10 protein-coding genes are annotated in these 12947 nt (G+C 52.7%); 4 read left to right on the forward strand and 6 right to left on the reverse strand.

Going from position 1 to position 12947, the window contains the following annotated elements:
- Positions 1 to 74 precede the first annotated feature (74 nt).
- The 5 genes from asnB to nagB form a co-directional block, all read right to left on the reverse strand.
- Positions 75 to 1739, reverse strand: a complete 1665-nt coding sequence (asnB, locus tag L2Y28_RS06075) for an asparagine synthase B (protein ID WP_015571128.1) — start codon at positions 1737 to 1739, stop codon at positions 75 to 77.
- A 250-nt stretch (positions 1740 to 1989) separates the two neighbouring features.
- On the reverse strand, positions 1990 to 2742 hold the full coding sequence (gene nagD, locus L2Y28_RS06080) for a ribonucleotide monophosphatase NagD (RefSeq protein WP_003858667.1): 753 nt from the start codon (positions 2740 to 2742) through the stop codon (positions 1990 to 1992).
- 45 nt (positions 2743 to 2787) lie between these two features.
- Positions 2788 to 4008: an N-acetylglucosamine repressor gene (locus L2Y28_RS06085; protein ID WP_022647442.1), complete on the reverse strand. Its 1221-nt coding sequence runs from the start codon at positions 4006 to 4008 to the stop codon at positions 2788 to 2790.
- Positions 4009 to 4016: 8 nt separating this feature from the next.
- Entirely contained in the window at positions 4017 to 5165 is a 1149-nt protein-coding gene (nagA, locus tag L2Y28_RS06090; protein WP_022647443.1) for an N-acetylglucosamine-6-phosphate deacetylase, read from the reverse strand.
- Positions 5166 to 5219: 54 nt separating this feature from the next.
- On the reverse strand, positions 5220 to 6020 hold the full coding sequence (nagB, locus tag L2Y28_RS06095; protein WP_003858663.1) for a glucosamine-6-phosphate deaminase: 801 nt from the start codon (positions 6018 to 6020) through the stop codon (positions 5220 to 5222).
- A 325-nt stretch (positions 6021 to 6345) separates the two neighbouring features.
- On the opposite strand from nagB, the gene nagE reads away from it, so the two are divergent.
- The 4 genes from nagE (at position 6346) to chiQ (ending at position 12351) form a co-directional block, all read left to right on the forward strand.
- Complete coding sequence (gene nagE, locus L2Y28_RS06100) at positions 6346 to 8295, forward strand: PTS N-acetyl glucosamine transporter subunit IIABC (protein WP_022647444.1); 1950 nt, start codon at positions 6346 to 6348, stop codon at positions 8293 to 8295.
- Between the two features lie 169 nt (positions 8296 to 8464).
- Entirely contained in the window at positions 8465 to 10132 is a 1668-nt protein-coding gene (gene glnS, locus L2Y28_RS06105) for a glutamine--tRNA ligase (protein WP_015571127.1), read from the forward strand.
- Positions 10133 to 10579: 447 nt separating this feature from the next.
- On the forward strand, positions 10580 to 11977 hold the full coding sequence (gene chiP, locus L2Y28_RS06115; protein WP_017694280.1) for a chitoporin: 1398 nt from the start codon (positions 10580 to 10582) through the stop codon (positions 11975 to 11977).
- A 47-nt stretch (positions 11978 to 12024) separates the two neighbouring features.
- Entirely contained in the window at positions 12025 to 12351 is a 327-nt protein-coding gene (chiQ, locus tag L2Y28_RS06120) for a ChiQ/YbfN family lipoprotein (protein WP_032621829.1), read from the forward strand.
- A gap of 92 nt (positions 12352 to 12443) precedes the next feature.
- On the opposite strand, the gene fur is transcribed toward chiQ, so the two are convergent.
- The gene (fur, locus tag L2Y28_RS06125; protein ID WP_003858655.1) at positions 12444 to 12890 is read right to left on the reverse strand and encodes a ferric iron uptake transcriptional regulator; all 447 of its coding nucleotides are present in this window, start codon (positions 12888 to 12890) and stop codon (positions 12444 to 12446) included.
- Between the last annotated feature and the right edge of the window lie 57 nt (positions 12891 to 12947).

A 12947-nucleotide genomic window follows, 5' to 3' on the forward strand; every position in this document is an offset into this window, starting at 1 on the left:
TATTAATCGATTTTATGCGGGGAAAAGAGAGGCAAAAAAATCAGGCCCCGGAGGGCCTGATGATACTCTGAACATTATTTATAGGCAGACTGGTGAACGCCCACCGCGCGTCCTGACGGATCGTTCATGGCTTTGAAGGATTCATCCCATTCAATGGCTTTAGCAGAAGAGCAGGCGACCGATGGACCACCCGGTACGCACTCGGCTGCACTTGGAACCGGGAACAGCTCCTCAAAGATTTCACGGTACAAATACGCTTCTTTCGAGGCTGGCGTGTTGTACGGGAAGCGGAAGCTCGCAGTTTCCAGTTGTTGATCAGAAACCTGTTTTGCCGCCACCTCTTTCAGAGTGTCGATCCAGCTGTAACCCACGCCATCCGAGAACTGCTCTTTCTGACGCCACGCCACGCTCGCCGGCAGGTAGGATTCAAAACATTCACGCAGGATATGTTTCTCCATTTTGCCGTTGCCGCACATTTTGTCCTGCGGGTTGATGCGCATCGCCACATCGAGGAATTTCTTATCGAGGAACGGCACGCGGGCTTCCACACCCCAGGCGGACATCGCTTTGTTGGCGCGCGCGCAGTCAAACATGTGCAGCGCCTGTAGCTTACGCACCGTTTCTTCATGCAGCTCTTTGGCGTTTGGCGCTTTGTGGAAATAGAGATAACCGCCAAACACTTCGTCAGAACCTTCGCCGGAGAGCACCATCTTGATGCCCATCGCTTTGATCTTCCGCGACATCAAATACATCGGCGTGGAGGCGCGAATGGTGGTCACATCATAGGTTTCAATGTGATAGATCACATCGCGGATCGCATCCAGACCTTCCTGTACGGTGAAGTGAATTTCATGGTGCACCGTGCCGAGATGGTTCGCCACTTCCTGGGCGGCTTTCAGGTCAGGTGCCCCTTCCAGACCCACGGCAAAGGAGTGCAGCTGCGGCCACCAGGCTTCAGAGCGCTCCTGATCTTCCACGCGACGTGCGGCGAATTTCTTGGTGATCGCGGAGATCACGGAGGAGTCCAGACCGCCGGAGAGCAGTACGCCGTAGGGTACGTCTGACATCAGGTGGCTTTTCACTGACTCCTCTAGTGCCTGACGCAGTTCGGCTTTGTCCGTCACGTTGTCTTTCACCGCCTCATAATCAAACCAGTCGCGCTGGTAGTACGGGCGGATCTCGCCGTCTTTACTCCACAGGTAGCTACCTGCCGGGAACTCTTTGATGGTGCGGCACACCGGTACCAGGGCTTTCATCTCTGAGGCAACGTAGAAGTTACCGTGTTCATCGTGTCCCATGTACAGCGGGATAATACCAATATGGTCGCGGCCAATCAGGTAAGCGTCTTTTTCGCTGTCGTACAGCGCGAAGGCGAACATACCTTGCAGGTCGTCGAGGAACTCCGGGCCTTTCTCCTGATACAGCGCCAGGATCACTTCGCAGTCTGAGCCGGTCTGAAACGCGTAGCGATCGCCGTACTCGGCGCGCAGCGCCTGATGGTTGTAAATTTCACCGTTAACAGCCAGCGCGTGCGTTTTTTTCTCGTTATACAGCGGCTGTGCGCCAGCGTTGACATCAACAATGGAGAGACGTTCGTGAGCCAGAATCGCTTTATCGCTGGCGTATACGCCTGACCAGTCCGGACCGCGATGGCGCATCAGGCGGGACAATTCGAGTGCTTTTTTACGCAGTTCGCCCGCGTCAGTTTTAATATCCAGTACGCCAAAAATAGAACACATAACCTTCTCCGTTAACCCTGTTGCGTTGTGATGTTGCTTGCTTATGAAAATGCCGCAAAAAGGGGAGGGGGCGCAAGCGTTTTACCGATGAAAACGTAAAAAGTGCAATGGCAATTGCCGAATCTTAAAAAAAGAGTATGCATTAAGTCATTCTATTGATGATTTCTCAATGAAGAGCTGATTTCGTTAGATGAAGTGATATTTTCAGGCAGCAGAAATGAAAAACCACGCCCTGAGGCGTGGTTCTGAATCAAATAACGTCGATTTCGTCGACAGAGGGGTAAATCCAGCTTGGCCGGAACGGCATCGTATCAATGTCATCAAGCTGTGAAACGCCAGAAAGCACCAGGATGGTTTCAAGCCCGGCCTGGAAGCCGGCCAAAATATCGGTGCGCAGGTTGTCGCCAACTATGACGGTTTCTTCTGAGTGTGCCTGCATCGTATTCAGTGCAGCGCGGATGATCCACGGGCTCGGTTTGCCGACAACAAACGGCTTACGGCCTGAGATTTTTTCGATACCGGCGCACAGCGCACCGCAGGCGGGATAAAAACCACGACCATGCGTATCCGGGTTAGTGGCGATAAAACGTGCACCATTGGCGACAAAGTAGGCTGCTTTATGCATCATCTCCCAGTTAAAGGAGCGCGTTTCGCCCACGATGACAAAGTCCGGATTCACGTCGGTGATGGTGAAGCCCGCTTTATACAGCTCGTGGATCAGCGCGCCTTCGCCAACCACGTAGGCTTTTTTGCCTTCCTGACGCTTCAGGAAATCCGCGGTCGCCATCGCAGAGGTATAAAACACGCTGTCCGGGACGTTGACACCCGCGGTAGCAAAGCGATTTGCCAGATCCTGACCAGTCTGTGAAGGGTAGTTCGTGAGAAGAACCAGTGGCATTCCTTTGTCGATGATGCGGTGAAGAAACTCCGCAGCACCTGGCACGGCAACGTTGTCGTGCATCAGCACGCCGTCGATATCACAAATTACATTCTTAATGGTCATGGACAATCCGACATCAAAAAAAGAAGGCGTTACTATAAGGTCCGATCAGGATTCCAGCAAATGTTGCAGCAGGATCCCGTTGAGCATGGCACGTTTTACCAGGGCGAATGCGCCAATTGCCGAGCGGTGATCGAGCGTAGATCGCACCACCGGCAAATTCTGGCGAAATGCCTTCAGCGCCTGGGTATTGATGCAGCCTTCAATGGCAGGCAGTAATACTTTTTCGGCTTCAACGATCTCGCCGGCAATCACCACTTTTTGCGGATTAAACAGGTTGATGGCAATGGCGATGGTCTTACCCAGGTGGCGTCCTACCTGTTCGATCACTTCGCAGGCCAGCGCATCGCCTTTGTTTGCCGCTTTGCAGATGGCACCGATCTTACAGTCGCCCAGCGTGACGCGGCTCTGATAACCCTGCTCCAGCAGGTGGCGGACGCGATGTTCAATGGCGGCATTGGCGGCAACGGTTTCAAGACAGCCAAAGTTACCGCAGTGGCAGCGCTCGCCAAGCGGTTCCACCTGGATATGACCGATCTCGCCTACGTTACCGTTACGACCAATAAAAATGCGGCCATTCGAGATGATACCCGCACCTGTACCACGGTGAACGCGCACCAGAATAGAGTCTTCGCAGTCCTGGCTCGCACCAAAGTAGTGCTCCGCCAGCGCCAGCGAGCGGATATCGTGACCAACAAAGCAGGTCAGCTTGAAGCGCTTTTCCAGCGCCTCAACCAGCCCCCAGTTCTCTACCTTAATGTGCGGCATGTAGCGAATAACGCCGCTTTCCGGGTCAACCAGACCGGGTAAAATCACCGAGATGGCGATGAGTTCACGGATCTTGCGCTGACAGCTTTCGATAAACTGCGCGATGGTATTCAGTAACGCGTGTTCGAGCGTCTCCTGTGTGCGCTCAGGAAGGGGGTAGTGCTCTTCGGCAATGGCCTTGCTGCTCAGATCGTAGAGCGTAAGCGTGGTGTCATGACGGCCTAAGCGAACGCCAATGGCCTGAAAATTGCGGGTTTCAGTGACGATGGAAATCGCGCGGCGGCCGCCGGTGGAGGCCTGCTGATCCACTTCTTTGATCAGGCCGCGCTCAATAAGCTGACGTGTAATTTTTGTCACGCTGGCGGGAGCAAGCTGGCTTTGTTCGGCTATCTGAATGCGTGAGATTGGCCCGTGCTGGTCAATCAGGCGATAAACTGCCGCGCTGTTAAGTTGTTTAACGAGATCGACATTACCGATTTGAGCTTGTCCGCCTGGTGTCATACTTTTACTTACTCAGTGACGACCTCGTTACCATTAACGATGGTCTTAATAATTTTATAATCGTGTGTGAACGCCGTCAGGTTTGCAACCATACCTGGCGCAATACCGCCGAGCTGTTTATCGACGCCAATAGCGCGCGCCGGATAAAGCGTGGCCATGCGCAGCACTTCCTCAAGCGCAATGCCGCAATGTTCAACGAGGTTACGTACCCCTTCGATCATCGTCAGAGAAGAACCGCTCAGCGTGCCGTTCTCATCCACACACAGTCCATTCCGGTAGTATATTGTTTTACCAGCAAAAATGAACTGGTCAATATTCGCTCCTGCCGGAGCGGTAGCATCCGTGACCAGGCAGAGCTTGTCGGCTTTAAGGCGCTTGGCGTTGCGGATGTTGGTGTAATCGACATGCAAGCCGTCGGCGATAATGCCGCAGTAGACGTCTGGTTCATCCAGAATTGCGCCAACCAGTCCCGGTTCGCGACCGGTAATATACGGCATCGCGTTATAAAGGTGTGTGGCAAATGTAATACCTGCGCGGAAACCGGCCTTCGCCTCTTTAAGCGTCGCGTTCGAATGGCCCGCAGATACCACAATCCCGGCGGCGGCCAGTTTGCTGATAACGTCCGTGCCGGTCATTTCCGGTGCCAGCGTCACTTTGGTGATCACATCGGCATTGGCGCACATGTAATCCACCAGCTCGGCATCCGGTTTGCGCACGTAGTTCGGGTTATGGGTGCCTTTCTTGACCATATTCAGCCATGGTCCTTCCAGGTGCAGACCCAGCGCCTGATTCGGATGTTTTGCCAGGTATTCACGCATGACGCGGATACCCTGTTTCATCAGGTCATCGCTGCTGGTAATCAGCGTTGGCAGATAGCTGGTGCAGCCCGATTTCTCGTTGGCGTTTTGCATGATTTCCAGCGTTTCAACCGTTACCGCCTCTGCGGTATCGTTAAACTGGACACCGCCGCAGCCGTTAAGCTGTACGTCGATGAAACCGGGGGAGATTACTGCTCCATTGAGGGAACGCTGTTCGATCTCCGGCGGCAGTTCCGCCAGCGGGCAAACACGTTCAATCAGGCCATTGGCGATTACAATCGCATGGTCATCCAGAATTTCATGGCCGGTATAAATCCGACCGTGGGTTAAAGCGTACATATCGACCCCCGGTTAAAAAAGCGACCGCCCCTGATAAAAGAGGCGGTTATTCAATTACAGACCTTTAATGTTCTCAGCTTCCAGCTCGTTGAAGTATTTCAGCGTTTTCACTTTCAGCTCCATGGTGGACGGTTCGTCACACACGACAACCGCTTTTGGATGCAACTGTAAGCAGCTGATCGTCCACATATGGTTCACGTTGCCTTCAACGGCAGCCTGAAGCGCTTGCGCTTTCACTGCGCCCAGCACCAGAATCATCACTTCTTCGGCATCCAGCAGTGTACCCACACCCACGGTCAGCGCGTATTTCGGCACCTGATTGACGTCGCCGTCAAAGAAGCGGGAGTTAGCCACACGCGTGTCATGGGTCAACGTTTTAATACGGGTACGGGAAGCCAGTGAAGATGCCGGTTCGTTGAACGCGATATGACCATCGTTGCCTACGCCGCCCATAAACAGGTGGATTTTACCGTAGGAACGGATTTTTTCTTCATACTGACGGCATTCTGCGTCAATATCAGGCGCGTTTCCATTCAGCAGGTTAATGTTTTCAGCCGGAATATCAACGTGGTCGAAGAAATTACGGTGCATAAAGCTGTGGTAACTTTCCGGATGTTCCTTTGGCAGGCCGACATATTCGTCCATGTTGAAGGTCACAACATGTTTAAAGCTAACCTGGCCCGCTTTGTGCATTTCAACCAAAGCCTTATATGCGGTCAGGGGAGTTCCACCGGTTGGAAGACCGAGTACGAAAGGACGATCGGCTGTTGGTTTGAACGCGTTGATGCGGTTAACGATATGACGAGCAGCCCATTTTCCGACTTGTTCAGCTGTTGCCAGGGGAATCAGTCTCATTATTCACCTCTAAAGTTTAAGTAAAAGTGGGCGGATGATTAGTGCAACCTGAACTAAGCGTAACCTGGAACCTTTCAGGCCGGATCAATCCGTCTTGATTTTTTGAATGATAAAATAAGTTTTCGTGGTTAGCCAGTGAAAGGGAGGGTTTAATACGATATTTGGTGACAATAATCACAAAAAATAGGTGTTTAATTTGCGATACGAATTAATTTTTCACACACTCACACTGCCAGTGAATCATCAACAGTATCTATCGTTCGTGACACAATAAAAACATAGTTTATGCGCGAGTCTTAACAAAGGGTCTCGTAGGGGGAATAGGATGAATATTTTAGGTTTTTTCCAGCGCCTCGGTAGGGCTTTGCAGCTCCCTATCGCCGTGCTACCGGTTGCAGCATTGCTGCTGCGATTCGGGCAACCCGATCTTCTTAATGTGCCGTTTATTGCCCAGGCAGGCGGCGCCATTTTTGACAACCTTGCGCTGATTTTCGCCATCGGCGTGGCGTCAAGCTGGTCAAAAGACAGCGCCGGTGCTGCGGCACTGGCAGGGGCGGTAGGTTACTTCATCCTCACGAAAGCGATGGTAACCATCAACCCGGAAATCAACATGGGTGTACTGGCGGGTATCATTACCGGTCTGGTCGGTGGCGCCGTGTACAACCGCTGGGCGGGTATCAAACTGCCTGACTTCCTGAGCTTCTTCGGCGGTAAACGTTTTGTGCCGATTGCGACGGGCTTTTTCTGTCTGATCCTCGCCGCCATCTTTGGCTACGTTTGGCCACCGGTTCAGCATGCTATCCATGCGGGTGGCGAGTGGATCGTGTCTGCAGGCGCAATGGGCGCGGGCATCTTCGGTTTCATTAACCGTCTGCTGATCCCAACCGGTCTGCATCAGGTACTGAACACCATCGCCTGGTTCCAGATTGGTGAGTTCACCAACGCGGCTGGCGCGGTATTCCACGGTGATATCAACCGCTTCTACGCAGGTGACGGCACCGCGGGCATGTTCATGTCCGGCTTCTTCCCAATCATGATGTTTGGTCTGCCTGGCGCCGCGCTGGCAATGTACCTGGCTGCGCCGAAAGCGCGTCGCCCAATGGTTGGCGGGATGCTGCTGTCCGTTGCGATCACCGCCTTCCTGACCGGCGTGACCGAGCCACTGGAATTCCTGTTCATGTTCCTGGCTCCGCTGCTGTATCTGATGCACGCGATCCTGACCGGTATCAGCCTGTTCGTTGCCACCCTTCTGGGTATCCATGCAGGCTTCTCCTTCTCCGCAGGCGCTATCGACTATGTGTTGATGTACAACCTGCCGGCGGCAAGCAGCAACGTCTGGATGCTGGTGGTGATGGGCCTGATCTTCTTCGTTATCTACTTCGTTCTGTTCAGCGCGGTTATTCGTATGTTTAACCTGAAGACGCCGGGCCGCGAAGATACGAAAGATGATGTTGTGACCAGTGAAGCCAACAGCAATACCGAAGAGGGTTTAACCCAGCTGGCAACCAGCTATATTGCCGCTGTGGGTGGCACCGACAACCTGAAAGCGATCGATGCCTGTATTACCCGTCTGCGTCTGACCGTGGGCGACTCCGCCCGCGTGAGCGATGCAATGTGCAAACGCCTTGGTGCGTCTGGTGTGGTGAAGCTGAACAAACAAACCATCCAGGTTATCGTGGGTGCGAAAGCCGAATCTATCGGCGATGAAATGAAAAAAGTGGTTGCCCGTGGGCCGGTCGCTGCCGCCTCAACGGATAACGCGCCAGTAGCTGACGCGCCGGTTGCAAAACCGCAGGCTGTGCCAAATGCGGTGACCATCGCTGCGCTGGTTTCTCCGGTGACAGGTGACGTTGTTGCGCTTGAGCAGGTGCCTGACGAAGCGTTCGCCAGCAAAGCGGTCGGTGATGGCGTGGCGGTGAAACCAACGGACAAAACCGTGGTCTCTCCGGCAGCCGGTACTATCGTGAAAATCTTCAACACCAACCACGCGTTCTGCCTGGAAACGGAAAAAGGCGCGGAGATCGTTGTCCATATGGGTATCGATACCGTTGCGCTGAACGGTCAGGGCTTTACTCGCCTGGTGGAAGAGGGCGCTGAAGTGGCGGCAGGTCAGCCGATTCTGGAAATGGATCTGGAGTTCCTGAACGCCAACGCGCGCTCCATGATAAGCCCGGTAGTGTGCAGCAACATCGACGACTTCAGCGGTCTGGTGATCCAGGCGCAGGGGCAGGTAGTTGCAGGCCAAACGCCACTGTATGAGATTAAAGGCAAGTAATCGCTCCTGAGTAGAGTTATGCCTTTAGCGGCGGGGGATATCCTCCGCCGCTTTTTTTTGCAGCAATTGCCCCCATTATTTTCTTCCGGGACGTTTTAAGGGTTGTCACTACGTCCGGCTTATAAGATCATATGCCGTTATACGTTGTTTACGCTTTGAGGAATCCACGATGAGTGAGGCAGAAGCCCGCCCGAGTAACTTTATTCGTCAGATCATCGATGAAGATCTGGCCAGTGGTAAGCACACCACAGTCCACACGCGTTTCCCGCCGGAGCCAAATGGCTACCTGCACATTGGTCACGCCAAATCGATCTGCCTGAACTTTGGTATTGCGCAAGACTACCAGGGGCAGTGCAACCTGCGTTTCGATGACACCAACCCAGTAAAAGAAGACATCGAATACGTTGAGTCGATTAAAAACGACGTGCAATGGCTGGGCTTCAACTGGTCAGGCGATATCTGCTACTCCTCAGACTATTTCGATCAGCTGTATGCCTATGCGGTTGAACTGATTAACAAGGGTCTGGCATACGTCGACGAGCTCTCTGCTGACGAAATCCGTGAATACCGCGGTACGCTGACTCAGCCCGGTAAGAACAGTCCGTTCCGCGATCGTAGCGTGGAAGAGAACCTGGCGCTGTTTGAAAAAATGCGTGCCGGTGGCTTCGAAGAAGGTAAAGCGTGTCTGCGTGCCAAAATCGATATGGCGTCTCCGTTCATCGTGATGCGCGATCCGGTGCTGTACCGCATTAAGTTCGCAGAACACCACCAGACCGGTAACAAGTGGTGCATCTACCCGATGTACGACTTCACCCACTGCATCAGCGATGCGCTGGAAGGCATTACGCACTCTCTGTGCACGCTGGAATTCCAGGACAACCGTCGTCTGTACGACTGGGTGCTGGATAACATCACCATTCCTGTGCATCCGCGTCAGTACGAGTTCTCTCGTCTGAACCTGGAATACACCGTGATGTCCAAGCGTAAGCTGAACCTGCTGGTCACTGACAAGCACGTTGAAGGCTGGGACGACCCACGTATGCCGACCATCTCTGGCCTGCGTCGTCGTGGCTACACCTCCGCCTCCATTCGTGAGTTCTGCAAACGTATCGGCGTCACCAAGCAGGACAACACCATCGAAATGGCGTCTCTGGAATCCTGCATTCGTGAAGACCTGAACGAAAACGCGCCGCGCGCGATGGCGGTGATCGATCCAGTGAAACTGGTTATCGAAAACTATCCGCAGGGCGGGAGCGAACTGGTCTCTATGCCTAATCATCCGAACAAACCGGAAATGGGCACCCGCGACGTGCCGTTCAGCGGTGAAATCTGGATCGATCGTGCCGACTTCCGAGAAGAAGCGAACAAGCAGTACAAGCGTCTGGTGCTGGGCAAAGAAGTACGTCTGCGTAACGCCTATGTAATCAAAGCCGAGCGCGTAGAGAAAGATGCGGAAGGTAACATCACGACCATCTTCTGTACGTACGATGCAGAGACGCTGAGCAAAGATCCGGCGGATGGCCGTAAAGTGAAAGGCGTAATCCACTGGGTGAGCGCGCAGCATGCGCTGCCGGTTGAGATCCGTCTCTACGACCGTCTGTTCAGCGTGCCTAACCCAGGCGCAGCGGAAGACTTCCTGGCGGTTATTAACCCTGAGTCGCTGATTATCAAGCAGGGGTATGCCGAGCCGTCTCTGAAAGCCGCTGAAGCCGGTAAAGCGTTCCAGTTCGAACGTGAGGGTTATTTCTGCCTGGACAGCCGTTACAGCACGGCAGAAAAACCAGTATTTAACCGTACCGTGGGTCTGCGTGATACCTGGACTAAGATCGGCGAATAATAACGCTGCTCTGGTCAATGAGAAACAAACGCCGCGTAATGCGGCGTTTTTTTATTTAACGATCATGTCGTTAAGCATCGGGATAATCTTTTAAAGCCAACATTCCAGGTCAATGTGGTGCTACTTATTTTATTTAAAAAAAGTTTGTTGTTTTCCAAAAACTGAAACGCTGAAAAATATATTCTCAATCTCAATGTTACTTACTGAAAATTAGCGTATTCCCCCGCCAGTACTCGCTTCACGGTAAATGTTACAAAGCACTACGAAATATGTGCTCTTCGTCATAATCCTGACTTTTGCCTGATTAAAAGCATTGATAATTCGCGTCGCGAAAAATAACCTAAAGACGGTAGTTAATTCGAGGGTATTTCTGACTACCCCTGACCATTTGGTCTTTTCTGTTTTTCGCCGTTTAAGGCGTTTTAATTCGTCAAAGAGGAATAATCTATGCGTACGTTCAGTGGCAAACGTAGTGCGCTGGCGCTGGCTATCGCCGGTGTGACAGCAATGTCGGGCCTGGTGGTTGCGCCAGAGGCAAAAGCAGCAGGTTTCATTGAAGATTCCACCCTTACGGGCGGTATTTATTACTGGCAACGTGAGCGTGACCGTAAAGACGTCACTGAAGATAAATACAAAACTAACCTTTCTCACTCGACCTGGAACGCCAACCTGGATTTCCAGTCGGGATATGCCGCCGATATGTTCGGGATCGATATTGCAGCGTTCACCGCAATTGAAATGGCCGAAAATGGCGACAGCGGCCATCCGAACGAAATTGCGTTCTCCTCCAGCAATAAAGCTTACGACGAAGACTGGTCCGGCGATAAAAGCGGAATCAGCCTGTATAAAGCGGCTGCAAAATTCAAATATGGCCCGGTCTGGGCGCGTGGTGGTTATATCCAGCCAACCGGTCAGACGCTGTTAGCGCCGCACTGGAGCTTTATGCCAGGTACCTATCAGGGCGCGGAAGCCGGTGCTAATTTTGACTACGGCGATGCGGGGGCGTTGAGCTTCTCCTATATGTGGACCAACGAGTACAAAGCGCCGTGGCACATTGAGATGGACAAGTTCTATCAAAACGATAAAAAAACCAAAGTTGATTATCTCCACTCGCTGGGGGCGAAGTACGACTTCAAAAACGATCTGGTGCTGGAAGCGGCTTTTGGTCAGGCTGAAGGTTATATTGATCAGTACTTTGCTAAAGCCAGCTACAAATTTGATATCGCAGGTAGCCCGCTGAGCACCAGCTATCAGTTCTACGGTACGCGCGACAAGGTCAGCGATGGCAGCGTAAATGATATTTATGACGGCACCGCGTGGTTACAGGCGCTGACCTTCGGCTACAAGGTGGGTCAGGTTGATTTGCGTCTGGAGGGTACATGGGTCAAGGCAGAAGGGCAGCAGGGCTATTTCCTGCAACGTATGACGCCAACCTACGCCTCTTCCAACGGTCGTCTGGATATCTGGTGGGATAACCGCTCTGACTTCAACGCCGACGGCGAAAAAGCAGTCTTCTTCGGCGCAATGTATGACCTGAAGAACTGGAACCTGCCTGGCTGGGCAGTGGGCGCGTCCTACGCGTACGCCTGGGACGCGAAGCCAGCGGATATGGCTACGCCAGACGCCTACTACGATCCGAACTACCGTCTGAAAGAGTCTTCATACAGTCTGGATGCGATTTACACCCTGCAGGAGGGGCGTGCGAAAGGCACGATGTTCAAACTGCACTTCACCCAGTATGACAACCACTCCGATATCCCGAGCTACGCGGGCGGTTACGGCAACATCTTCCAGGATGAGCGCGACGTGAAATTTATGGTCATTGCGCCATTTACCATCTTCTGATGAATGCTGCGGCGGGCTGTGTCCCGCCGTTATGGAGACTGAACATGATGAAAAAAAGGGTAATCGTTGCGCTGCTGGCATTCGGGCTGGTGGCGTGCGCGCAGGATCAGGCGCCGAAAGAAGACTCCCGTCTGAAAGAGGCGTATAGCGCTTGCATCAATACCGCACAAGGTTCACCTGAGAAGATTGAAGCCTGTCAAAGCGTGCTGAACGTGCTGAAAAAAGACAAAGCCCATGAGCAATTCGCCACGCAGGAAAACGTTCGCGTGATGGATTACCAGGCCTGTATTCAGGCGCGTAAAACCGGTAACGATCAGGAAGTGGCGAAGCGTTGCGATAAGATTTGGGACGAGATTCGCAATAACAATAAATAAGTTGCTTTACGCCCGGTGGCGCTGCGCTTACCGGGCTTTTTCCAGGCAAAAAAAAGCCAACCTCACGGCTGGCTCAGAGTATGAACACTGACTTATTTTGCGTCGTGCGCATGTTCATTTTCGCGGCAATCCCCTTCAGCACAGTGACCGTACAGGTACAGGCTGTGGTTGGTCAGGCGGATGCCATGACGGGCGGCGATTTCACGCTGGCGTGATTCAATGGAATCATCGCTAAATTCAATGACCTTGCCACAGTCGAGGCAGATCAGGTGATCGTGGTGGTGCTGCTGAGTCAGCTCGAACACGGATTTACCGCCTTCGAAATTATGACGAGTAACAATGCCCGCGTCATCAAACTGGTTCAGCACACGATAGACGGTTGCCAGCCCAATCTCTTCACCCATATCGATAAGACGCTTATAAAGGTCTTCCGCACTGACATGGTGATTGTCTGGCCCCTGAAGCACTTCAAGGATTTTTAACCGAGGAAGCGTTACTTTCAGGCCAGCTTTCTTTAATGCGGTATTGTTGTCAGTCATGCGGAATCTGTCCTGTTGCTAAACGATTCACTTCAAAAGAAGAAGTGACAGAAAATG

Source organism: Enterobacter sp. JH25, assembly GCF_021725435.1.
Lineage (GTDB): Bacteria > Pseudomonadota > Gammaproteobacteria > Enterobacterales > Enterobacteriaceae > Enterobacter > Enterobacter intestinihominis.

Bases quoted from the DNA above. Each gene is read 5' to 3' on its own strand.
- nagB (WP_003858663.1), bottom strand. From the start codon at position 6,020: ATGAGACTGATTCCCCTGGCAACAGCTGAACAAGTCGGAAAATGGGCT.
- chiQ (WP_032621829.1), top strand. From the start codon at position 12,025: ATGAAAAAAAGGGTAATCGTTGCGCTGCTGGCATTCGGGCTGGTGGCG.
- nagA (WP_022647443.1), bottom strand. From the start codon at position 5,165: ATGTACGCTTTAACCCACGGTCGGATTTATACCGGCCATGAAATTCTG.
- nagD (WP_003858667.1), bottom strand. From the start codon at position 2,742: ATGACCATTAAGAATGTAATTTGTGATATCGACGGCGTGCTGATGCAC.
- L2Y28_RS06085 (WP_022647442.1), bottom strand. From the start codon at position 4,008: ATGACACCAGGCGGACAAGCTCAAATCGGTAATGTCGATCTCGTTAAA.
- chiP (WP_017694280.1), top strand. From the start codon at position 10,580: ATGCGTACGTTCAGTGGCAAACGTAGTGCGCTGGCGCTGGCTATCGCC.
- glnS (WP_015571127.1), top strand. From the start codon at position 8,465: ATGAGTGAGGCAGAAGCCCGCCCGAGTAACTTTATTCGTCAGATCATC.
- nagE (WP_022647444.1), top strand. From the start codon at position 6,346: ATGAATATTTTAGGTTTTTTCCAGCGCCTCGGTAGGGCTTTGCAGCTC.
- fur (WP_003858655.1), bottom strand. From the start codon at position 12,890: ATGACTGACAACAATACCGCATTAAAGAAAGCTGGCCTGAAAGTAACG.
- asnB (WP_015571128.1), bottom strand. From the start codon at position 1,739: ATGTGTTCTATTTTTGGCGTACTGGATATTAAAACTGACGCGGGCGAA.